The 22,627-nt window shown below is 68.4% G+C and carries 20 protein-coding genes and 1 pseudogene; 12 read left to right on the top strand and 9 right to left on the bottom strand.

The features are described from left to right. Positions 1-74: 74 nt before the first annotated feature. From DK427_RS27170 to DK427_RS19860, 4 genes are all read left to right on the top strand, one after another. Positions 75-587: a helix-turn-helix domain-containing protein gene (locus tag DK427_RS27170; RefSeq protein WP_245930644.1), complete on the top strand. Its 513-nt coding sequence runs from the start codon at positions 75-77 to the stop codon at positions 585-587. Positions 588-1,464: 877 nt separating this feature from the next. Continuing rightward, on the top strand, positions 1,465-3,156 hold the full coding sequence (locus tag DK427_RS19870) for a methyl-accepting chemotaxis protein (protein ID WP_109952772.1): 1,692 nt from the start codon (positions 1,465-1,467) through the stop codon (positions 3,154-3,156). Between the two features lie 935 nt (positions 3,157-4,091). Further along, a complete protein-coding gene (locus DK427_RS19865) occupies positions 4,092-4,871 on the top strand; it encodes a hypothetical protein (protein ID WP_109952771.1) in 780 nt (259 codons plus the stop codon). Positions 4,872-4,910: 39 nt separating this feature from the next. Beyond that, entirely contained in the window at positions 4,911-5,228 is a 318-nt protein-coding gene (locus DK427_RS19860; protein ID WP_109952770.1) for a hypothetical protein, read from the top strand. Positions 5,229-5,345: 117 nt separating this feature from the next. Here DK427_RS19860 and DK427_RS19855 read toward each other — a convergent pair whose 3' ends face one another. Continuing rightward, positions 5,346-6,329 carry a DUF6634 family protein gene (locus tag DK427_RS19855; RefSeq protein ID WP_109952769.1) on the bottom strand — a complete coding sequence of 328 codons (984 nt, stop codon included), beginning with the start codon at positions 6,327-6,329 and terminating at the stop codon, positions 5,346-5,348. A gap of 674 nt (positions 6,330-7,003) precedes the next feature. On the opposite strand from DK427_RS19855, the gene DK427_RS19850 reads away from it, so the two are divergent. The 7 genes and pseudogenes from DK427_RS19850 (at position 7,004) to DK427_RS19825 (ending at position 13,198) form a co-directional block, all read left to right on the top strand. Next, positions 7,004-7,717 carry a hypothetical protein gene (locus DK427_RS19850; RefSeq protein ID WP_162559855.1) on the top strand — a complete coding sequence of 238 codons (714 nt, stop codon included), beginning with the start codon at positions 7,004-7,006 and terminating at the stop codon, positions 7,715-7,717. A 373-nt stretch (positions 7,718-8,090) separates the two neighbouring features. Beyond that, positions 8,091-8,867 carry a metallophosphoesterase gene (locus DK427_RS19845; protein WP_109952767.1) on the top strand — a complete coding sequence of 259 codons (777 nt, stop codon included), beginning with the start codon at positions 8,091-8,093 and terminating at the stop codon, positions 8,865-8,867. A gap of 269 nt (positions 8,868-9,136) precedes the next feature. Beyond that, positions 9,137-9,334, top strand: a complete 198-nt coding sequence (locus DK427_RS19840; protein ID WP_109952766.1) for a hypothetical protein — start codon at positions 9,137-9,139, stop codon at positions 9,332-9,334. 324 nt (positions 9,335-9,658) lie between these two features. Beyond that, a pseudogene (locus DK427_RS27570) lies at positions 9,659-9,790 on the top strand (GCG_CRPN prefix-to-repeats domain-containing protein); the annotation flags it as partial. Between the two features lie 186 nt (positions 9,791-9,976). Beyond that, complete coding sequence (locus DK427_RS19830; RefSeq protein WP_342772518.1) at positions 9,977-10,624, top strand: sigma-70 family RNA polymerase sigma factor; 648 nt, start codon at positions 9,977-9,979, stop codon at positions 10,622-10,624. Positions 10,625-10,990: 366 nt separating this feature from the next. Further along, entirely contained in the window at positions 10,991-11,173 is a 183-nt protein-coding gene (locus DK427_RS26495; protein WP_162559854.1) for a hypothetical protein, read from the top strand. 12 nt (positions 11,174-11,185) lie between these two features. Continuing rightward, a complete protein-coding gene (locus DK427_RS19825) occupies positions 11,186-13,198 on the top strand; it encodes a hybrid sensor histidine kinase/response regulator (protein WP_109952763.1) in 2,013 nt (670 codons plus the stop codon). A 299-nt stretch (positions 13,199-13,497) separates the two neighbouring features. Here DK427_RS19825 and DK427_RS19820 read toward each other — a convergent pair whose 3' ends face one another. From DK427_RS19820 to DK427_RS19805, 4 genes are all read right to left on the bottom strand, one after another. Beyond that, positions 13,498-14,043, bottom strand: a complete 546-nt coding sequence (locus DK427_RS19820) for a YciE/YciF ferroxidase family protein (RefSeq protein WP_109952762.1) — start codon at positions 14,041-14,043, stop codon at positions 13,498-13,500. Between the two features lie 157 nt (positions 14,044-14,200). After that, complete coding sequence (locus DK427_RS19815) at positions 14,201-14,581, bottom strand: response regulator (protein WP_109952761.1); 381 nt, start codon at positions 14,579-14,581, stop codon at positions 14,201-14,203. Between the two features lie 92 nt (positions 14,582-14,673). Beyond that, positions 14,674-16,890: a PAS domain S-box protein gene (locus DK427_RS19810; protein WP_109952760.1), complete on the bottom strand. Its 2,217-nt coding sequence runs from the start codon at positions 16,888-16,890 to the stop codon at positions 14,674-14,676. Next, complete coding sequence (locus DK427_RS19805) at positions 16,877-17,734, bottom strand: Crp/Fnr family transcriptional regulator (RefSeq protein WP_109952759.1); 858 nt, start codon at positions 17,732-17,734, stop codon at positions 16,877-16,879. Before DK427_RS19805 ends, DK427_RS19810 begins: the two co-directional genes overlap by 14 nt. 220 nt (positions 17,735-17,954) lie before the next feature. On the opposite strand from DK427_RS19805, the gene DK427_RS19800 reads away from it, so the two are divergent. Beyond that, a complete protein-coding gene (locus tag DK427_RS19800) occupies positions 17,955-18,185 on the top strand; it encodes a DUF6894 family protein (protein WP_109952758.1) in 231 nt (76 codons plus the stop codon). A gap of 426 nt (positions 18,186-18,611) precedes the next feature. On the opposite strand, the gene DK427_RS26490 is transcribed toward DK427_RS19800, so the two are convergent. From DK427_RS26490 to cyoB, 4 genes are all read right to left on the bottom strand, one after another. Then, the gene (locus tag DK427_RS26490) at positions 18,612-18,773 is read right to left on the bottom strand and encodes a hypothetical protein (protein WP_162559853.1); all 162 of its coding nucleotides are present in this window, start codon (positions 18,771-18,773) and stop codon (positions 18,612-18,614) included. A 798-nt stretch (positions 18,774-19,571) separates the two neighbouring features. After that, the gene (gene cyoD, locus DK427_RS19795) at positions 19,572-19,982 is read right to left on the bottom strand and encodes a cytochrome o ubiquinol oxidase subunit IV (protein WP_109952757.1); all 411 of its coding nucleotides are present in this window, start codon (positions 19,980-19,982) and stop codon (positions 19,572-19,574) included. Then, positions 19,979-20,605, bottom strand: a complete 627-nt coding sequence (cyoC, locus tag DK427_RS19790) for a cytochrome o ubiquinol oxidase subunit III (protein ID WP_109952756.1) — start codon at positions 20,603-20,605, stop codon at positions 19,979-19,981. The genes cyoD and cyoC overlap by 4 nt, the downstream gene beginning before the upstream one ends. Positions 20,606-20,609: 4 nt before the next feature. After that, entirely contained in the window at positions 20,610-22,613 is a 2,004-nt protein-coding gene (gene cyoB / locus DK427_RS19785; RefSeq protein ID WP_109952755.1) for a cytochrome o ubiquinol oxidase subunit I, read from the bottom strand. Positions 22,614-22,627: the final 14 nt, after the last annotated feature.

Genomic DNA, 22,627 nt, shown 5'->3' with positions numbered 1-22,627 from the left:
GTTAGGGGATTCGGAAGGGTCCGGGGGCGTCTGGCGGAGCCGGACCGGTAGGGACGCCGAAGAAGACAAAGGTCATGGCAGTGTCCAAACGTCGGCTGGCATCCGCCACGGGCGAGGAGGGTGCGTCGGCGGGAGCCGGGTTGCCCGCTTCGCCCGAGGCAGGATGGAACTACACGACCGTCATGAAGCTGTTCCATGCCACTCGGACCCCGGTCACGGCACTGGACCCTTCCACGTTCGGCGAGTGGCCTTCGGAAAAGGCGGTGCCGGGATACCTGTGCCAAGCCGCTCGAAACCTGATCGGCCTGTCGCAGCAGGAGCTTCACCTCCTCTCGCGCGTCTCGAAGAAGAGCATCAACGACTACGAGAACGGGTTCGCGGTCCTGCGCCCCCCGCTGATCGAACGGATAGCCGCCACCCTGCGTGAACAGGGCGCGCGCCTCGTCACCGGACCCGGCTTCGTCGGCGTCGTGGCTTCGGCGAGCCGCGATGACGAGCAGGGGCGATCGCGCTCTCCGAGGAAGGCGCCGGCGCATGCCCCACGCGCCAAGCCGGTCGGAAACCTCGGGGACGGGCACGCGGGATAAGCCCGCGCTCGCTTGAGGTTCGGGCCACGTTCGGCGCGGGGGAAGAGGTTGGTACCTGGATGCTCCCTCACGGCCCGCGGTTGCCCTCCAAGGGTGGGCCGTCGGCGTGACGCGTGCTCTCTCGGACGCCTGGACGACCACGTTGCCGCGGACGATCCCCTTTGCCTTATCGCACCGGTTTCCGATGCACTCGATCTGAGCGCACCCAGCCTCGCGGGTGCCGTGCCACCGGCTGAATTCGCCCAGCAAAACCGTCGGCACGGTCGACGACGGCACATCCGAGGCGGTCGACTGGTCGCGCTTGATGATCTCGGACCCGGTCGCGCCTTGCCGAGCACTGGATCGCACTTCCTGACGACGTTGAAGATGACCGCCACCGAGCGGTCGACATGCCCCAAGACAGGCGCGACGGGGCGACCGCTCCGCTGTCTTCCGACCGGAAATTCGACGTCGTCCAAATGCGCAACGTCGAACGGCGACGGGCGTTCGTTACGGTAGGAGCGAGAGGCTTCAAGACTCGACCGCTAATTCCCGGGCAACGACTCGACCAGGGCCGATCGCGAAATGGATGGGAGCCGCGGAACGGAGGTCGCCCGGCGAGCACACGCCTGCCATGTCGGCTGGAAGCATCGCTAGGGGTGGGTGGTGCCCTCGATGATGTCGAAAGACGCTCAGGCAGACATGGGTCCATGTCGTTTTGCCGAAAGACGCGTGGGTCATCACCGCATCATAGGCGCGGCTACGTCCTCGCTGCATGGCAGGCCTGCAGCTCGGCGCGTCTTAATGCCGCGGTAAGGCTAAGTATCGAGATAGGGAGCGCCCAGCGGTTCCGGGACGGCCCTCGGGCTTGCAGACTTGGTCCCGTGCGACGAGCCCGATGAATCTCTTCAACAACCTTCGGCTACCGGTCAAGCTGGCGCTCCCGGTAGCCCTCCTGATCGCGGTCTCCGTCGCGATGATCCTGCTGGCCCGGGCCAATCTCGATTCGCTGGATCAGAATACGCGCGACATCGTGGACTTCAACGTGGCGCGCGTCGTGAAGATACAGCAGCTCGCCTTCGCCGTGAACGAGATCACGATCCGGGACAAGAACATCGTCATCGAAGCGGATCCCGCCGTCCTGGCCAAGCAGAGCGGGCAGCTGAAGGAGGACCAGGGGAGGGCGCTCGCCACCGCCGACGAGCTGATCGCCCTCTCCGGCACTCCGGAGCGCCGGGTCGTGAACGAAGGGATCAAACGCCTTCTGGCCGAATACATCGCGTCGGTCGAGAAGGGCATCGCCTACGGCATGAAGGGCGACAAGGACACGGCCGCCAGGATCTCGGGCGGCACGAGCCGCGAGGCTCGTGTGAGGCTGAACGCCGAGATCAACACGCGTGTGGCGGCGAACCTGCGCGAGTTGAAGGCCGCGCAGGAGCGCGCGTCCGAGGTGGCGGCATCGGCCACGGCGACGCTCACGGCGATCGCGGCGGCCGGCTTGATCGCGGCTACGGGCCTTCTCGCGGCCATCTCGGTCCTGGGCGTCACCCGGCCCCTGAACGGCATGACGGCCGCCATGGGCCGTCTCGCGGCGGGCGATCTCGACGTCCCCGTGACCGGGACCGAGCGGCTCGACGAGATCGGTTCGCTGGCCCGCTCGCTCCAGGTGTTCAAGGACAATGCCATCCGCTCTCGCGACATGGACGCGGCCCGGGAGGCCGAGAACCAGGCCAAGATGCGTCGTGCCAACCTGCTCGACGAGCTGACCAAGGCCTTCGAGGGCAGCGTCTCGGTGCTGACGCAGGGGCTCGCTGGCGCCGCCACGGAAATGGAGGCGACCGCCCGCTCCATGACCGCCACGGCCGACGAGACGACGCAGCAGAGCGTGTCGGTGGCGGGCGCCGCGCAGCAGACTTCGGCCAACGTGCAGACGGTTGCTGCGGCCAGCGAGGAGATGTCGGCTTCCGTCGCCGAGATCGTGCAGCAGGTCAGCCAGTCGGCCCGGATCGCGGATCGTGCGGTGGAGACGGCGCATCGGACGGACGCGACGGTGCAGAGGCTCGCAGGCTCCGCCGAGCGCATCAGCACGGCCGTGTCGCTGATCTCGGACATAGCGAGCCAGACCAACCTGCTGGCGCTGAACGCCACCATCGAGGCGGCGCGCGCGGGCGAGGCCGGCCGCGGCTTCGCGGTGGTGGCCGCCGAGGTGAAGGAGCTGGCAGGCCAGACCGGCCGCGCCACCGGCGAGATCGGCGAGCGCATCGCGGAGATCCAGGCCGCCACCCGGGAGGCCGTGGCGGACATCCAGCAGATCGGCCGGGTGATCGGCGAGATGTCGGCCTACGCCGCGAGCATCGCGGCGGCCATGGAGGAGCAGGGTGCGGCGACCCAGGAGATCACTCGCAACGTGCAGCAGGCCGCACAAGGTACCGAACAGGTGACCCGGAACATCGGCGCGGTGCAGACGGGCGCCGGCCAGACGAGCGCGGCCGCCTCGCAGGTGCTGAGCGCGGCCCAGGAGCTGGCTGGGCACTCCGAGGGCCTGACGCGGGAGGTCTCCCACTTCCTGGCCGGCGTGAAGGCGGCTTGACCGGATCGCGGTCCGCCCCGTTCGTTCGGGGCGGACCGACCTCTCCCGAAGCGCGATTATTTCAGGCCCCCGCGGGACCGGTGCCAAACGGTGCCGACCCCGCGCTGACGCCGCCGACGGCCAGCGCTTGGATTCAGCCGAGTTCACCGAGCGTCAGGGCGGGCGGTGGTCGAGCCACGCGAACGCCGATGATCGAGCGGGCTCGCCCTGCCCGAAGTACGAAGCATCGCCAGGATCGAACTTCCCTCGACGTCGAAGATGAGAGGTTGCCCCCGCATCGCAGGCTTCGGTGACGGGCGTCCCTGCCTTTCGCCGGGTGCCCCGGACGGCGCGTCACCCCAAGGCACGGCACACCCGCGACGAAGTGCTTGCGCGCAGTGATCGGGGCTTCACTCTGCTCTGCATCTCCCCTCCGCCGGTCCACGCTTCCGTCCCGAGGGACCCAAGCCGCCGGCGCGAAGCGCGCTGAGGGCGCAGGATCAGCCAAGCGCTGCACGCTATGCCCGGAAAATCCCGCGCGATCTCGATGGACCCGTGTCGGCCATCGCAACTCTCGCGCACGACGCGCGCAGGAACGGTCAGGACTTCGTCGGACCACGGGCGACCGGCGGCGATGTCGTTGGCGTCTCCCATGATCCACCCCGGCCACTGTAGACGCACAGGACTGCCTCTGCCGCAGAGCTTCGATCGGCGGCACCGCGAGACTTTCGCGCCGGGCACGAGATGAACCTAAGTCTAGAGATGAATACTATGCACGAGCCGCGAAGATAACCTAACGCCATACAGTCCTCGGCTTGGTCCGGATATGGAACGATCACGTTTCGCAAACCAATCCGAGGAAAAGGGACCGGCAAGATGGTTCCGGGGATTGGAGGTCCGCACCGATCGCGATATTATATCAATGATACAAATCGAACGGCGGAGGCCCAGATACGATGGTCATCGTGTTCCACTCCAAGGACTGCTCATCGTTCTGGTCGGCGCTCATGGTGGCGAACGGCCTGACGCTCGCGGGGCGCCGCCCCGCCATCGTCGTCGAGGCGGGCGTCGTGCCCGTCGACGTCGCCGCGCGGCCGACCGCACGAGGCATGCGGGTCGTCCGGGTACCGGCGCGCTTCCTGCGCCGACGCGTCCTCGCGATATTCGGGCGCGACCGCCATGACGATGTCCTCGTGGCGCTCCGCAGCCCGGACGCGGCCCGTGACCTCGACGCAATCGCGATGCCGACCGCCTACGTCGATCCGGTCCGCGGCGCACCGGAGGCTGACGCCGATCCGCGTTCCCGGATCCATGCCCTCGCGTCACGGATCGAAGGGCCGGGTCCCGAGATCGGCTCCGGCATGATCGCCTCGATCGGGGTGCCGAGGCCTGGCCGCCTTTGCCAAGCGGACCTGCTGAAGGGAAGGCCGGGCGAGCCCCTGCTGCACCGTTCGCTCCTGCTGACCACCGACGTCCTAGCCGCGGCGTGCTCCGGTATCGGCCCCGGGGACGCGAGCGGCCGATGGGTACAGGTCGAGGAGTGCCTGCGCGTCGTCGGACGACGCCTTCAGGCGCGCGCCCGGGCGGGCGGCGGCCGTTTCCGGGATGACGCGGCCCGCCGGCGCCCCCGTTGCAGGTCGCTGACCCGGCCCCCCGCGCCTGAAACCTGCAGGAAGCGCGTGGGCGAGTTCGCAGTCGACCGGTCGTTGCGGATCGGGCGCCAACTCGGGGCCTGACGCATGGCCGGACCATCCAGACGAGAGGAGACGCGCGACATGAGGCAAGCGAGATCCAATACGTCCGACGCCGCGCCCCGGCGCCGCCCGAGGCCGCCGGCCACGGCGCGTCGCAGGTTGCCGGCGGCCAGGAACCGCCCCGGCCGACTTGCGGCCGCGGAGGGCAACCTGTCCGACGCCGCGTTCCACGATCACGAGGAGACCTGGCCGGACGAGGAGGCGGCGACCGGGCCCGAGCTGCTCGACATGTCCTTCGACGAGCGGGAAGGGGGCGAGGACTTCTATCGCGACCAATCCGACGGCGTGCGCCTACACCTGAGCGTCCGGCAGGGTTACCTTGACGAAGAGGGCTGGTGAGCCGCGGAAGCCACCTCGTGACGATCAGGGTGCCCGGCTCACCCGGACGGGCGGCGTCGCCGCCGCCCGTCCTCGGCGAACCCCGCGAGGGGCCGGGCGCGCGGGACGCGACGCGCGTCAGTGCACGTTGACGGACGGAAGCTCCTGCCGGGGGGTACGAAGCACGTAGAAGCGCGAAAGGGTTCGCGCCCAGGAACGTCCGTCGGTGGCATAGACCTCCGACGTCCGAACCTGCTTCCCGGACGGGAGGTTGGGATGACCGCCCACGACGCCGACGAGGCACCGGGTTATCCGCGCGGCGCTCTCCCACTGCTCAAGCACGGGCGCGTGCGCGAGGTCCTCGGCCGTCGGGCCGCCGCCGTCCGCGATGCGCTCCAGGTCGTCGGCCAGCGCCCGGAGCGTCTCGGCCTCGTCCCGCCGATCGCATGGGCGCGTACCCCCCACGGCCTCGGCGAGACTCGACCATGGGCCCTCGAGGGTTCCGCCCCGCTCGGCGTCGACCGCCGAGGCGATCGAGGCGAGGAGGGCGACCCCGGCCCCGAGCACCCGGGCGGACGGCCGGCCGGCGAGGAGCCTGTCCGTGTCGGCGCGACGCAGGATCGGCGCGAGTGCGGGCAGGATGCGCGGGGTCCGAAGCGTGCCCGTCTCGGAGAGCGCCGAACGCACGCCGTGCTCGAAGCGCCTCAGCTCGGGCTCGCCTCCGTCGCGGTCCAGCCCGAGCAACCACGTGACCCGCGAGAGGTGTCCGGGCAGCGATCCGGCAAACGACGCCGCGCGACGCTCCTCGATATCGCAGGGTCCGGCACCGACGAGCACCGCATCGAAGGGGAGGGCGCCCAATCGCGGGAGGTTGCCGGTACCGGCATCGACGATCGTCAGGTCGAATCCGCCGCGGATCGATCGTGCGACGGCAACGGCAGGCCGTTCGACGAAACTTCCTCCCCGCGGCGGGATCAAGCGCGGCAGCAGCGACGGCTCCGCGCCGCCAACGACCCGCACGTGCTGCACCGAGAAGCCGAGGGCCGCTGCCGCGTGCGTGGCCAGGAGGGCGACGTGGGCATTGGCCGAGAGGCAACCGGGGCCGGTGAATCCAAGCAGCATGGGACATCCCGTTTCGCGCAGGGCGGCGGGCGCTCGGACGGGATGTCCGGAACGCGGCAGGCCAGCGATGTTGAGGAGGACGTAATTATACCATCGGTATTGCTTGGTCGGAAGGGCACGACGTGACGGCCGTGCGGCCTTCCCGGTCTGAAGCCTGTCCTCGCGCAGGACCTCTCGATCCGAGATGTCGCGTGCGCCACCTCGGCGTCCCTGTCCCCCTGCCGGTCGGATCGCTCGGTCCTGCGTGCGCGGGGATGGTGACCGCACCTCGATGATGCGCTCGCGCCGAGCTGGCCCGCCCTTCCATCGGGCCATCGCGGAAGTCCGCCTCCACGCGAACGTGTGGGTGCACTTCCGTGGGACCGACGGGGCGACCGCCCCCGCCTCGCAGGCGGAAGGGGATTTGCACAGGCATTGCTCTGGACGGCATTTTTATATCTCTGGTATAATAGCGGCGCTTCCACTTCCGGGAGCTTCTCGACGGGTGAGTGACGATGCGCATCGGTGTCTTCTCCGACGACGCGGCCGGACCCGCGGCGGCCCTCCTGATCGCCCACGGCCTCGCCAGCGCAGGCGCGGCCGTCGAGGTCGCCGCGGAGCCGACGGCGCTGCCCCTGTCCCGACGGGGCGCGGGTCCACGCGTCTCGCATGTCGATACGATCCGTACCGGAGCCTTGCTCGACGCCATGCGGGCAGCGGAAGAGCAGGGACGGGACCTCGTCCTGGCGCTCCCGATCGACGGCTTGCGCGACGGACAGGTGCGCGTCGCGCTCGATGCCGTCGTGACGGTCGGACGCGATCATCCCGCCTCCGCGCGTGCGATGAGCGCTGCCCGCTTCGATGCATGGGCGTCGGACGGACCGGATGCCGGCGGCGAGGCTCCCCGTCCCGCTCCGCCCTGGTTCCTGCCCTGCTCGCACCAGGTCAACCTGTGGACCCAGGCGTCGCTCGCGGCATCGGGCCCGGTCCCCTTGCCGTTCGCGACGCGTCTCCTGCCGTTCATGGCGCCCCGGCTGGGGCAGGCCGACATCCCCGTCCTGGTCGGCGAGGCATTGCCGCCCGCGATCCTCAGGACGGCCGTGCTCGTCGCTTCCCTTGCGATCGCCGTGGCCGCCGATCCTCACGCACGCCGCATCGAGGCAGCGACCCTCGCCGCGCTGATGGCCGCGCGCGAGCTGGAGCGCGAACGTCGGACCAGCGACAGGCTCCTTGCGCTTTCCGCCGAGTTCGAGCGGCTCGAAGGCGCGGGTATGCCCGGGCGGAGCACGCGAACCCCGTCCCTGCCGCCGGCTCGGAGGCGCCCCGAGGCCCACGCCAACCCCAGGATGGCTCGCACGCCGCGCGCGGCGGTCCTCCGATCGCGGAGACAAGGGAACGACGCGGGCTGACCGGTTCGTCGGTGCGCCCTCGTCCGGACCGCAACGGCGCACATTCCCCGCAGGGTCGGTTCGAACACCGGGATCAGTCGAGCCGGGCACGGGCCCCGCCCGCGGATCCGGTGCGTGGTCGGACGGGAACCCTGCGTCGGCGCTTCGAGGGGGCGAAGTCCGAAGGCCGACGGGCGTCCGTCCGACCGACGAGCGGGGAGGGGGCGCTCGTCCCGGATGTCGCTGCGGCCTATGCGCGAATATCGCCTTCCGGCCCCGTCCGCACGTCCCGCCATCCTCCGAGCACGGCGGCACGTCCCGGATTCGGTGGAATCATTCCGCCCAGCCGCGGCTCGTGCCGACCGCCGCGCAAGATCAAGGAGAGGGGAGAGCGATGAGATTGTGGATCTTCTCCGACCTTCACCGAGACGCCGGCGCGCCTTGGCGGCCCCCGCGCATCCCGGAAGCGGACGTGGCCATCGTCGCCGGCGACGTGGGCGGCGGCCTAACGGAAGCCGTGGAGTGGCTTGCGGCGGCCATCCGTCCGCACATGCAGGTCGTGCTCGTGGCGGGCAATCACGAGTTCTATCGCCGGACCTTTGCCGAGGAACTGGCCCGCGGACGCGCGGCGGCGAGCGAGGGTGGCATCCATCTCCTGGAGAACGACACCGTGACCTTCGGGGACGTGGCCGTTTCCGGATGCACGCTGTGGACGGACTACGATCTGGACGGTCCGGAGCTGCGGGCTGCCTCGATGCGTGACGCGCGGTCGGGACTCAACGACCACAGGCTGATCAGGTGGGCGACGCGGCCGAGATGGCTGCGTTTCCGCCCGGAAGAGGCCCTCGCCCTGCACGTCCGCTCGCGCGCGTTCCTCGCCGGAGCGCTCGCACGGTTGCCGGCGACGCCCGACAATCCGCACGTGGTGGTGACCCATCACGCCCCAAGCGCGCGCAGCGTCGCCGAACGGTTCCGCGACGGTCCGCTCAATCCCGCCTATGCCTCCAGGCTGGACGCCCTCGTGGAAGAGGCGTGCCCGACGCTTTGGGTTCATGGACACGTCCACGACCGGTTCGACTACCGGATCGGCGCGACGCGCGTGCTTTGCAACCCGCACGGGTATCCGACGGAAGCGACCGGCTTCGACCCGGGCCTGGTCATCGAGCTGTAGCGATCGGCGAGGCTCCTCACGGCCCACGCGCCTCGCGCGCGCCCGGCCGTGCCGAGCGAGACGGCCGCGGGGCCAGCCCGGATCGCGCGCGATCATCATGGGACCGTCCGCCGAGCACATCGCCAAGATCGAGCCCTCGGTAGGGACGCCGATCGCCCGGGGGCAGGGTCGGGAGAGGAGGTAGAGGCGGCGCTCGTACCGGCTCCGGGGTCAACCGTGCCGGCCGGGAGGTCGCCCATCCGGACCGGCACCCGGGCACGCTCGCCCGGGTGCCGGACCCGAGCCGTGCCTTCGAGCACCGGGACGAGTACTGGCGCAAGGCGCACGGACCGAAGTTCGCTTGCCGTGAGCCGGGCACGGCGAACGACAAGGTGCCGCGCTACGTCCGGATCCGCCGGATCGCCTCGGCCCCCTCCCCGGCCTTCCGGCCGCCTTGCCGAGCGATGGTCGACGCGGACCACGCCTGACCTACCATCGGGACAAGCCCGGCATACCGCAGGGCATCCGGATCTGGGCGACCAAGGGCTGAGCGCTACGTGAGGCTCATGGCCGACGACCCTGCGAACGACGAGCGCCACCTAGCGGAGTCGCCCACGCGAGCGGAAGGGCCGGGTCTCTCCGTGGACGCTCAGCGTCGCATCGGGCACCACCTTCAGCACCTGTATGCCCCTACGCTTCGCGCGCCGCTCGACGAGCGCCTTGCGGAGCTGCTGAACAGCATCGATGCTGCGGCGCCGAAGAAGCCGTTCGCGGACAACGATGACAGCCTCCTCGCTGGTCCTTGGTCCTAGTGCGGCTTCGACTTCCATCGCGGCCCTTACGGCGGCTGCCGGCCGAACCACTACGGCGATCACGGCTGATGCGGTTGCGCGGTTCACGGCGGGCGCGCCGCATACGGCGGCCGGGCGGTCTATGACGGACGTTTCTGCCGTGAGTCGCGATCGGCAAGCCGCGTTCCCGGCAGAACCGCCGCTTGCCGGCGAAAGGGGGTTCAAGCGAGAGTGTACGCAACGCCCAGCCCCGAGAACCGAATGATCGAGAGTTGCCCTGCCGCCGTGTCCTGCGGGATTCCGGACCTTCCGGACGCGGTTCGCCGGTACCTGGGCCGGATGCTCGCGGTCGCCTACGCGGATCCCGCCATCGTCGCCGAGCCGCCGGCCCATTTCGCGAACCTGCTGGCTCGCCTCGACCAAGCGCTGATGGAGGCGGACGATAGGGATGCCGAGGCGTTCCGAACCGGCTTGCTGGCGGCCGTGCCGAGTCTTCGTCGCTACGTCAGATCGCTGGGATGCGACCACGTGACGGCGGACGACGTCGTGCAGGACGTGCTGCTGCGGGCGTGGCGAAGCCGTGCCAGCTTCCGGGCCGGCACGAACCTCGACGCGTGGCTATTCACGATAACGCGCAACCAATTCTTCACCGTCAAGCGCAAGCGGGGACGCGAGGTGGAAGACGTGGAGGGCGAGTTCACGGACCGACTGTCCGTCATACCCGAGCAGCCTGGGCGGGTGGACCTGCAGGACGTGCGGACGGCGCTCGACCGGCTTCCGGACGTGATGAGGGAGGCTCTCGTCCTCGTCGCCTTGGAAGGGCTGAGTTACGAAGAAGCCGCCGAGGTCATGCGCTGCCAGGTCGGGACGGTGAAAAGCCGTGTTTCCCGCGCCCGCGAGCGCCTGGCCGGACTTCTCGGCTACGGTGGCGGCGACCTCGGCCAGGACGAGGTGACCTTGGCGGTCATGGGGGCACGGACGGGCTGAGCAGGGCGTCTCGGCACCGCCTGCCCGTGCGGTGCCGGCCTCGGCCCGGGACCGGCGCCGCAGATCCGGGGAAGTCGAGCGCGTGACGGTACGCGGCCATGCGTTGCGTGCGGCCGTCGCGGCGGGCGCGCCTACACGCTCCTCCTAGGGAGGCCAATCCGGCACCGGCCGTCCGGCGGGCCGGCCATCCGAGATCCGGTCACGCCGTGCCGCCCGCGAAGCATGTGGCCAAGCAATGCATCGCACCGGGGTCGTCGGACCCAGTGTGGGTACGGTCGGCCATAGCCGCTTCCTTGTCCGGGGCCGAGGTAGAATCGGCTTGGCGCCATCGGCGGCTCGCCCTCCGCGTCCCCGAGGACGTGGCACGTGTCGCGCCTGCCGGCGATGACGACGTCGAAGGTCGCGAACCGCATGCACCTCGACAGGCTTGAAGCGATGTCGGTTAACCCTCCGAGGGAGATCCTGAACCGGGCGTTCGACGACGGGCCAACCGGCTGGCCCTCCTCGGGCCCTTCCGCCGAGGCAGGAGACATCCGGATCGATCCATAGTAAGCCGGCGGCATGGTTGATGATCGCCTCCGCCCCGGCACAGCATCCGATGAAGTAACTAGTGCATCGACGGCGATCGAAGCAGCAGTGCTCGACAACGATCGTTACCGCTTGCTGGTCGAGAACATCGTCGATTACGCGATCTACATGCTCGATCCGACCGGGCGTGTCGTAAGCTGGAACCGGGGCGCCCAGCGCTTCAAGGGCTACGCGGACGCCGAGATCATCGGCGAGCACTTCTCCCGCTTCTACACTCCCGAGGATCAGGCCACTGACCTGCCACGCCGTGCCCTCCAGATCGCGGCCACGGAGGGCCGCTTCGAGCAGGAGGGGTGGCGGGTGCGCAAGGACGGCTCGCTGATGTGGGCGCACGTGCTGATCGATCCGATACGCGGCGAGGACGGCACGCTCGTCGGCTACGCCAAGGTCACGCGTGACCTCAGCGAGCGGCAGGCCACCAAGGCGGCCTTGCAGCAGAGCGAGCAGCATTTCCGCCTGCTCGTCCAGGGCGTTCGGGACTATGCCATCTACATGCTCGATCCTCGGGGCCGGATCACCAGCTGGAACAAGGGGGCGCAGCGCTTCAAGGGCTACGCCGACGAGGAGATCATCGGCGAGCATTTCTCGCGCTTCTATACCGAGGAGGACCGGGCCACCGCGCTCCCCGCCCGGGCCCTGCGGACCGCGGCCACCGAGGGCCGCTTCGAGGCCGAGGGCTGGCGCGTGCGCAAGGACGGCACGCGGTTCTGGGCGCACGTGATCATCGACCCCATCCGCGGCGAGCACGATGAGCTGGTCGGCTTCGCCAAGATCACGCGCGACGTGACCGAACGGAAGAAGGCGCAGGAGGAGCTCGACGCCACGCGGGCGCGCTTCATCCAGTCCCAGAAGATGGAGGCCATCGGCCAGCTGACCGGCGGCGTGGCGCACGACTTCAACAACCTGCTGGCCGTGGTGCTCGGCAACCTGCACCTGGCCCGCAAGCGCCTGCCGCACGACCGCAAGCTGCTGCAGTTCATCGACAACTCGATCCAGGCCGCAGAGCGCGGCGCCACGCTGACCAAGCGCATGCTCGCGTTCGCGCGCCGCCAGGAACTGGCTACCGGCAACATCGACGTGCCGGAACTCGTCCGCGGCATGGCCGAGCTGCTGCAGCGCTCGATCGGCTCGACCATTCCTGTCGGCACCCAGTTCCCGCTGCAGCTCCCGCTCGCCTTCGCCGATGCCAGCCAGCTGGAACTCGCCCTTCTCAACCTGACCGTGAACGCCCGGGATGCCATGCCGCTGGGTGGCACCATCACCATCGGCGCGCGCGATGAGCGGGTGATCGCAGAGGAGGTCGCTGGGCTGAAGCCGGGCCGCTACGTCTGCCTGTCGGTCACCGACACGGGCGAGGGCATGGACGAGCAGACCCTCGCCCGCGCGGCCGACCCGTTCTTCACCACCAAGGGCATCGGCAAGGGCACCGGCCTCGGCCTTTCGATGGTGCATGGCTTTGCGGAACAGTCAGGCGGACGCCTGATCCTGAAGAGCACCCCAGGCCAGGGGACAACCGCGGAGCTGTGGCTGCCCGAGGCTGAGACCGGCAACCTGCGGGAGGATGCGACTCAGCCGGATCCCGCGCTACCCGCCCTGCAGGCGCTCACGGTGCTGGTCGTCGACGACGATCCGCTCGTCCTGATGAACACCGCGGCCATGCTGGAGGACCTCGGGCATGCCGTGCTGGAGGCGAGCTCGGGCGAGCAGGCGCTGCGTGTCCTGCGGCGGACGGACGACGTCGACCTCGTGATCACGGATCAGATGATGCCGGGCGTGACCGGCGCCCAGTTGATCGAGGCGATCGGGTCGGAGTACCCCGCGTTGCCGGTGATCCTGGCAAGCGGCTATGCCGAACTCCCCGAGGATCAGCTCGCCGGGATCGCCCGCCTGAGCAAGCCGTTCGGGCAGGCCGAGCTGGCCAGGGCCTTGGTCGGTACCCTGCGGTCCGAGGGTCAAGTTCTGGCGTTCCGGCCCAAGCACGGCTGAGTTCATGCGCGAGTGAATCGGCATGGGAAGGGCAACGATGAGGCGCCGGCTGCACTGTGGCCGTATTTCGGTCGTGCCACTAGGAACGTACCCGCAGCGGGCACGGCGTGATCTCCGATGGCTGGACCTCGGAGCTGTCGCCGCGAGCCGACCTGCCTGAGCATATCGCGGACCGGATCGAGCGCGAGGCTTGCGCGGCCTGCCCGGGCGTCAACGCGGATCAGCGGCGCAAAGCCGACAACGGGAGAGGGCGCCGTACATGGCGCCCTTTCCGTGTCCGCATGCCATGTAGACCCTGCTCAGGTAGCCTTGCGCCCACCCTTCCCCCTAGGGGCCCCCTCTCCGGCATCGTCCCCGGCGCCCTCGACGTTGATGCGCTCGGCAATCTCGGAAAGGAGCTGGTCGGTCTTCTTCTCCTCCTGCAGGGTCTCGTCCAGCAGCTTCGCCGCGTCGTCGTAGCCGAGCTGGGTCGCCCAGGTCTTCAGGGTGCCGTAGCGGGCGATCTCGTAGTGCTCGACCGCCTGGGCGCAGGCCGCCAGCACGGCGTCCGCGGCCGGGCTGTCCCCGAAGTCCTCCAGGTCCTCCTCCATCTCGGCGGCGAGGCCCTGCATGGCCTCGCAGGTCTTGGCCCGGGCCGGCTTGCCGATGATCTCGAACACCTGCTGGAGGCGTTCGACCTGATTGGCGCTCTCCTCGGCGTGCGTCTCGAACGCTTGGCGCAGTTCCTCGTGCTCGGCTGCCTTGGCCGACTTCTTCAGCGCGCGCACGGACTGCTTTTCGGCGTAGTACACGTCCTTGAGGGTCTCATAGAAAGCATCAGGCAAGGTCTTCTGCTTGGCGGCCATGTGCTCCTGTCTCCTTACTTCTTGCGCGATCTGGCCGCCGGCAGCTCAACGGCGGCGAGCACGTCCGCAAGAACGTCCGGGAGGGGGGCGGGATCCATAAATTGATCTGTTGAAAACCCTTGCGCATGGCCGGGAATGGCGTCACGAACACGGAACCCTACGCCGCTCGCAACTCGCGCAGTACCTTCTTCACCAGGCCGGGCGAGTAGGGCTTGTCGATGAACCGAGCCCTTGGCGGCAGCTCACCGGGCTGCGGCCGCGTCGCGCCCGAGCAGACGATGATGGTGATCGCCGGCCACCGGTCGGCGACCGCTCGTGCCAGATCGAGGCCGTTGAGCTCACCCGGCATGTTCACGTCGGTGAACAGCAGGTCGATGCCGCCCGTCCCCTCCAGGTGGCGCATCGCGGCATCCGCGCTCGTCACCTCCAGAACCTTGAACCCGGCCTCCTCCAGCGTGTCGGCGGCTTCCATCCGGAGGAGCGCTTCATCTTCGGCGACGAGGGCGACAACGGGCGGGGACGCAGCGGAAGAATTCATGCGAACCAAAGGCCGGTGGCGCGGAAAAGGTTTCAGCTCGGCCGGGTACATTTCCCGCCGACGGGCGGCGGTAGCGCGGCGCTACCGCCAAGCTACTCCTGCATGGAAGCGAGCGGCACCTCCAGGCGGCAGGTGAAGCCGGTAGGCGCGTAGGTCATCTCCACCTCGCCGCCGACCTCGGCGGCGAAGCTGCGTTCGATCAACCGCGAACCGAAGCCCCGGCGGACCGGCGGCCCCGAGACCGTCGGTCCGCCCAGCTCGGACCAGTTCAGGCAGAAACGTGGCGCATCGTCCGCGTGCACGACGTACCAGCGCACGGAGACGACGCCGGTCGCGTTCGAGAGCGCCCCGTACTTGGCCGCGTTGGTCGCGAGCTCGTGCAGGGCGAGCGCCAGCGAAAGCGCCGGCTTGGCGGCCAGCAACACGTTCGGTCCGCCGGTCCGAATCCGGGAGGTACCCGCCGGCCGGTGCGGGCAGAGCGCACCCTCGACCACGTCCGGGATAGGGGCTTCCGTCCAACTCGCCTGGGTCAGGATGTCATGCGCGCGCCCGAGCGAGATCAGGCGTGCGGCAAGGGCGTCGCGGGCCCCTTCGGGATTCGTGGCTCCGCGCAGGGTTTGGCTGGCGATCGCCTGAACGAGGGCGAGCGTGTTCTTGACCCTGTGCTGCAGTTCGCCCGTGAGTAGGCGCTGGTGCTCCTCGGCCCGTTTGCGCGCGCTGATGTCGAGCATGGCCCCGATCATACGGACCGCCCTGCCGGAGCCGTCGCGTAGCACGTAGCCGCGATCGAGGATGTACGCGTAGGCGCCATCGGCCCGCAGGAAGCGGTACTCGTCGGTCCAATGCTCGGTGCCGCCGTCGATCACGGCATGGATGCTGGCCTTCACCCGTTCGCGATCCTCGGGATGGATATGCGATTTCCACCACGAGCCGCTGGGTCCGACCTCGTCGGCCGCGTAGCCGAACAAGGTCTGCACCGCCTCGTTCCAGCGGATATGGTCGCTCGCCAGGTTCCAGTCCCAGATCGCGTCGTTGGTCGCGCGCGCCGCCAGGCGGTAGCGCTCCTCGGTCTCGCGGATGGCCTGCTCGGCGAGCCGACCCTCGGTGATGTCGCGCACCGTGCCGATGAAGCGCGTCTTGCGGCCATCCTGCAGGATCGCCTGGCCGGTTGCCGCCAGCCAGCGTTCGACGCCGTCCTCGATGCCGATGGTGCGGTAGGCGATCTCGACGTGGCCGGAACCTCCCGGGGCGAGCGCGGACCGTACCGTCGCGTCCACCCAGCCCCGATCGTCGGGGTGCAGGCCGGCCAGGAAGGTGTCGTAGCTCACGGGCATGTCCGGTGGCAGGCCGAACAAGGCACGGACCCGAGCGTCCCAGGCGAGCTCGCCCGTGACCAGGTCCAGGTCGAAGATCCCGATGTGCGTCGCCTCGACCGCAAGCCGCAGCTGTTCCTGCGCCTGCCGGAGCGCGGATTCGTTCGCCCGCTGCTGGGTTCGGTCGCGCAGGATCTTGAGAAAGCCCTGCACCGTGCCATTCTCGTCCTTGAGCGGCATCAGCTCGCCGCTGGCCCAGAACCGATCGCCGTCCTTGCGCATGTGCCAGCGCTCGTCCGGGGCGCTGCCCCGGGCAAGGGCCAGCTGCATCTCGGTTTCGGGACGGCCGGCGGCGCGGTCCTCAGGGGTGAAGATCAGATGTGTGGGTTCACCCAGCACCTCCGCCTCCCGCCAGCCCAGGATGCGCTCGGCCCCGCCGTTCCAGCGCGTGATCCGGCCGCCGTGGTCCATGGCGATGATCGCGTAGTCCATCGCGCTGTCGAGGATGCGCTCGTGCAGGATGCGTTGCGCCCGGTGCACCCGGGCTTCACTCCGCAGCTCAAGAAGCGTGACGGTCTGCCGGGCGAGGCTACGCAGACAGTCCTGCTGCTCGGAGGTCAGACCATCCCGCCGCGGCGCAGGATCAAGCACGCAGAGTACGCCCAGCACCGTTCCATCGGCCGATCGTAGCGATACGGCCGCGTAGAAGCGGGTCCCGGCGCTCCTCGCGAGCAGCGAACGATGAAGCTGCTCCGGATCGTCGAGCAGGTCAGGGACGATGAGCAGCTCATCCGTCACGACCGCATCGGCGCACACGTCCGGAGCCAGCGCGCCGGCCGTACCGGCGGCACTGTAGCTGGCATGCGCCTGCAGGCGCTCCCCCGCCTGCAGGCAGATCACGGCATGCGCCGCACCGCACAGCCCGGCCGCCAGACGCACGACGTCGTCGAAGCTCTGCGTCGGGACGCTGTCGAGGGAGTCGTCAGGCCAGGGCATCGTTTCGTCGTGGGCGGCGTGGACGCGAATTCCCAGCAGGAGTGATGCCGCCTTGGACGACTTGACACATCCGCGGCTCCTCCGCCGACGCGGGGCGGAGCGACACCAGCGTGCCGGAGGCGTTATACACCGCGCCCAGCACGGTCTCGAAGTGGCGCTTGACCGCGCCGTGGCACTCGCAGGCCGCCGCCTCCACCGCGGAGCGGCTCTGGATGATGATGCGCCCGCGCCGGACCTGGATCAGTCCCTGCTGCTGCAGGGTCCGCAGCGTGCGCGTCAGGTAGGAGCGCTGCACGCCGAGCAACTCGGCCAGCACCTCGTGGGTGACCGGCAGGACGTCGCTGCCGAGCCGGTCCTGCAGGCCGAGCAGCCAGCGGGCGCAGCGCGCCTCGATGGTGTGGCTGGCGTTGCAGGCCACCGACTGCAGAACCTGGGCGAGCAGGCAGTCGGAGTATCGGGTGATCATGTTGCGCAGGCCCGGCGAGGTCTGCTTGACCTGCTGCAGCACCGCCGCCTCGACGCGCAGCACCGAGCCGGGGATCTGCACCACGGCCCGGCTGAAGGCCGGCAGGGAGCCCTGGCTCACCACGCCGCCGACCGCGCCCTCGCGCCCGACGGTCGCCGTCTCCACGGCGCGTCCGTCCCGCAGCCCGATGACGAGGGCGGCCACGCACTGGCCGAGCGGAAAGGTAATGTGGCCGACGTCCTCGCCCGCCTCGAACAGCACGTCGCCGCGCCGGTACTCCCGCAGCTCCAGGTGCGGCTTCAGCAGGGCCTGGTCGGGCAGGCGCAGGGCGCCGAGGAGCAGGTTACCGCCGGGCAGGGATGCGAGGTCGGATGACATTGCGCAGCGAAAGGTTGTTTTCTGATTGTGTCTGAAGCGTCCGGTCCTAACGCGACGCCGGGCACCCTGTCTGTTCACAAGTGCACAAATGGCTGAATTTTCGGCGACTTTCATTGGCTTGCCCGCCGCACGCGCACGCTCGAATTGATCCATGCAACCAATCCTCGCGAAAGAGCTTTGAGGTTCGTAAATCTCCGCTTTCTCCAGCTCCCGCGTTGCCATGCCCCGCTACTTTATCGACTTCCAGGATGGTGCGCTGTGGCTGAAGGACGAAGAGGGTCAGGAGTACCAGAGCTTGCAGGCCGCGCGTGACGCGGCGATCGCGGCGTTGCCTGACATCGGCCGAGAAACCCCGCCCCGGGACGGCAAGCGCAACTTCGTGGCCTATATCCGCGACGAGCAGGGTACGAGACTCTGCACGATCGAGTTGAACCTCAACGCCACTTGCTGATCCGGACAGGGGTGGTCTGGGAAAGCCTGCCCCTGTCTGCCATCGCTGGGTTAAGCCGAGACCCGTCGGCACGAAGGATCGGGCCGGCAGAGTTGGCGGTAAACTCTACCGGACGGGCTTGGTCGTGCGGTAGGGACGGCTCCGCTAAACTCTGCCGCCCCTGCATACGATGCTTGCTGCTTCGCCTCGTGCCTCGCGCCGCCTCATGGAGGGGCTGGTTGCGTAGGCGGGCAGGAAAGCTTCCCGGCAGGACTGGCGTGCCGTCGAACGGCTGAAGACTCGATTAGATCAGCCGGGTTCTACGAAACGCTCCTAGGATGCATCGCAGGACACCCTGGCCGCGATTGGTATGCACGGGCGCCCTTAGCCTACCGGGATGTTCCCTGACGCTGCGGCCGCGAGCGACCCGGCCGTCCGTGCGGGCTTTCAGAGCGGACGCGTATCACCCGGTTCGAGGCGCAGGCGGCGGGCCGTGTTGCGCGAGAGCGCACCCGCGAGCTCAACCCGGGTTATCTCCGTCGACGAGCCCGCCACGACCGCCAGCGCGTCATCCGCCGTCAGGGCCATCGCGACGTAAACCTGTACCATATGACCCTCCCGAGTTACGGCGACCAGATAGGCCGTATGGCGATTCCTACTCTCCATATTTTCGGCGTCGCACATTGACAACCCTGTTGAAAGAGCAGTGATCGATGCAGGTCAAGCGGCCAAGTCAGGACAAGTACCGGCAATCCAGGGGAATCCCGGCCCTGGACCGATCCGCAATTGACAAAAGCCGGTGCATCAGGGTCACCACCCAGGTTTGGCGCCACCTTCTTCCGAGCGTACGCTGCGCGGCTCTTGGCGTGACCATCATTGGGGCGTCAAGCTACGGTCGTCACACTGAAGATCGGCCGGCGTGATCGTGCGGGATGCGGTCTTGCGTGAATGCGGATGTGTGCAATCCAGCACCTTGCGGCAAGGATGGCTTCGAAGCAGGCAGTCGCGCCCGTCACGCACCGCGTAGGCATTCACCGCGGGATCATGACCCGGACACCCCAGTTCCGGCGAAAGGGGAGGGATCGCCCTGCAAGGTTCGGTACGGGTAGCATCGGCTCTCTCCGGCTCCAGCCGAGCCCGTCACCTTCCGTTCCCTGTTCAGGGCGCCGGGCGGAAACGCCGGGGCGTTCATCAGACCATGCGGCGCGGAGCTCGCGGCGGTTCGACGGTAGGAGTCTGCCACCTCGCCACGACCGGGATCCCCCGCAGCCCCGGCCTCGCCCGGTTGCACCTCGGCGAGGATTCGCGCCTTCGGCTGGCGGGGACGATCGCGGCCTTCCCGGATCGATCGGGGCGGCCTCCGAGCCGGGCGGGCGTCGCTCCCGGACCCGGCGTCCCGCCCACGCGTCAGGGCTTGTGCAGGGCCTCGTGGGGAGACATCGGCATCATGTTCTGGTCGAGGTGGTACATGACCCAGATCGACCCGGCGAGGGCGATGACGACCAGGGTCAGCGTGAACATCAAGGACAGGAAGGTCCAACCACCCTCCGATCTCGTGTTCATGTGGAGGAAGTAGATCATGTGAACCACGATCTGTGCCGCCGCGAACGCCATGACGACGAGATCCGTCTTGAGCTTGTCGCCGAGGATGTCACCCATGACGAGCCAGAACGGGATGGCGGTGAGGACGACGGAGAGGGCGAAGCCGGTGACGTAGCTCCGGAAGGTGCCGTGGGCACCGGGCGGATGGGATCCTCCCCGCGCGGATCCGCCAGTGCGAGGCTCGTATGCGATCCCGCGTCCGGGCAGGGTGCTCATCGCGAAATTCCCATCAGGTAGACGAAGGTGAAAACGCCGATCCAGACCACGTCGAGGAAGTGCCAGAACATCGACAGGCACATCAGGCGCCGCCTGTTCTCGGCGATGAGCCCGAAGCGGCGCACCTGGGTCACGAGCGTGACCAGCCAGATGACGCCGAACGTGACGTGCAGGCCGTGGGTGCCCACGAGCGCGAAGAAGGAGGACAGGAAGGCGCTGCGTTGCGGGGTCGCGCCCTCCCGGATGAGGTGCGCGAACTCGTAGAGCTCGATGCCGAGGAAGCCTGCCCCGAACAGACCCGTCACGGCCAGCCAGCCGATGGTGGCGTCGACGCGGTCCCTCTCCATCTCCAGCATGGCGAAGCCATAGGTGATGGACGAGAGCAGCAGGAGACCCGTGTTCAGCGCGACGAGCCTGAGGTCGAACAGTTCGGCTCCCGAGGGGCCTGCCGCATAGTTGCTGCCGAGCACGCCGTACGTCGCGAACAGGGCCGCGAAGACGAGGCAATCGCTCATCAGGTAGATCCAGAACCCGAGCAGCGTGCCCCCGTCGCCGTGGGCGTGCTCCTCCCGTTCGTAGAAGACCGGCCGTGCTGCGCCGGGCGGGGCGGTCGTCTCGTGCATCGGCTCAGGCCCTCGCTGCGAGCTGCGCGGTTCTTTGGCTCTCGAGCCGGACCACGTCTTCGGCAGGGATGTAGAAGTCGCGGTTGTAGTTGTACGTGTGGAGGACCGCGACGGCGAGGAGGCCGGCGAACGACAGGGCGGCCAGCCACCAGATGTACCAGACCAGGGCGAAGCCGAGCACGGTGCTGATCCCCGCCAGGACGATGCCCGCGCTCGTGTTCCGGGGCATGTGGATCGGCCGGTAGCCCTCGAGGGGCCGCTCGTGTCCGCGCTTCTTCATGTCCCACCACGCGTCGAGATCGTGGACGACCGGCGTGAACGCGAAGTTGTAGGGCGGCGGCGGCGAGGCGGTCGACCATTCCAGGGTCCGCCCTCCCCAAGGGTCCCCCGTGAGGTCGCGCAGCCGTTCCCGCCGCAGGATGCTGACGAGGATCTGGACCACGAAGGCGGCGATGCCCGCCATGATGATGAAGGCACCGAGGGCCGCCACCGTGAGGTAGGGCTGCACCGTCGGGTCGTCGAAGTGCTGCGTGCGGCGTGTCACCCCCATCAGGCCGACGATGTAGATCGGCATGAACGTGACCCAGAATCCCACGAGCCAGCACCAGAACGACACCTTCCCCCAGAACGGGTCGAGCTTGAAGCCGAAGGCCTTGGGGAACCAATAGTTCACGCCCGCCAATAGGCCGAAGACCACGCCGCCGATGATGACGTTGTGGAAGTGGGCGACCAGGAACAGGCTGTTATGCAGGACGAAGTCGGCGGGCGGCACGGCGAGCAGCACGCCGGTCAGTCCGCCGATCACGAAGGTCGGGATGAAACCCATGACCCAGAGCATCGGGGTCTCGAAGCGGATCTTCCCGCGGTACATGGTGAAGAGCCAGTTGAACACCTTCGCCCCGGTCGGGATCGAGATGATCATCGTCGTGATGCCGAAGAAGGCATTGACGTTGGCACCGGCACCCATCGTGAAGAAGTGGTGGAGCCAGGTCAGCCATGACACGAGGGCGATGACGGCGGTCGCGTAGACCATCGAGGCGTAGCCGAACAGCCGCTTGCTGCAGAACGTCGACACGACTTCCGAGTAGATGCCGAATGCGGGCAGGATGAGGACGTAAACCTCCGGATGGCCCCAGATCCAGATGAGGTTCATGTACAGCATCGAGTTGCCGCCGTAATCGTTCGTGAAGAAGTGCGTTCCCACGTAACGGTCGAGCGCCAACAGCGCGAGCGCGACGGTCAAGATCGGGAAGATCGTGACGATGATCGCGTTGCTGGCGAGCGTCGTCCAGCAGAAGACCGGCAGCTTCATCATCGTCATGCCGGGGGCACGCATCTTGACGATGGTCGCGATCAGGTTGACGCCGGACAGCGTGCTGCCGACGCCGGCGATCTGGAGGCCCCAGATGTAGTAGTCGACGCCGACGCCCGGGCTGTAGGCCGCCCCCGACAGGGGAGGGTAGGCGAGCCAGGTCGCCCGCGAGAACTCGCCGACGAACAAGGACAGCATCGTGAGGACCGCGCCGCCGGCCGTCATCCAGAAGCTGAAGTTGTTCAGGAAGGGGAATGCGACGTCGCGCGCGCCGATCTGCAGCGGCATGATGTAGTTCATCACGCCGGTCACGAAGGGCATGGCCATGAAGAAGATCATGATCGTGCCGTGGGCGGTGAAGACCTGGTCGTAATGGTGGGGTGGCAGGTAACCCTCCGACGCCCCGACCGAGAGCGCCTTCTGGGTCACCATCATGATCGCGTCGGCGAAGCCGCGCAGGAGCATCACGATAGCGAGTACGACGTACATGATGCCGATCTTCTTGTGATCGACGCTCGTGAACCACTCCCGCCAGAGATACCCCCACTTACCGTACCAGGTGACGAGGCCAAGGAGCGCGATTCCGGCGACCGCGACCGCGACGAAGGTCCAGACCAGGATGGGTTCGTGATAGGGTACGGCTTCGAGCGTCAGCCGCCCGAAGACGAGCTGCCTGAGATCGAGGTTCGAGAACATGCTGATGCTCGCTC

Source organism: Methylobacterium radiodurans (genome assembly GCF_003173735.1).
GTDB lineage: Bacteria > Pseudomonadota > Alphaproteobacteria > Rhizobiales > Beijerinckiaceae > Methylobacterium > Methylobacterium radiodurans.
The sequence above is the reverse complement of the archived record's forward strand: the minus strand, read 5'-3'. Positions and strand labels throughout refer to the sequence as shown.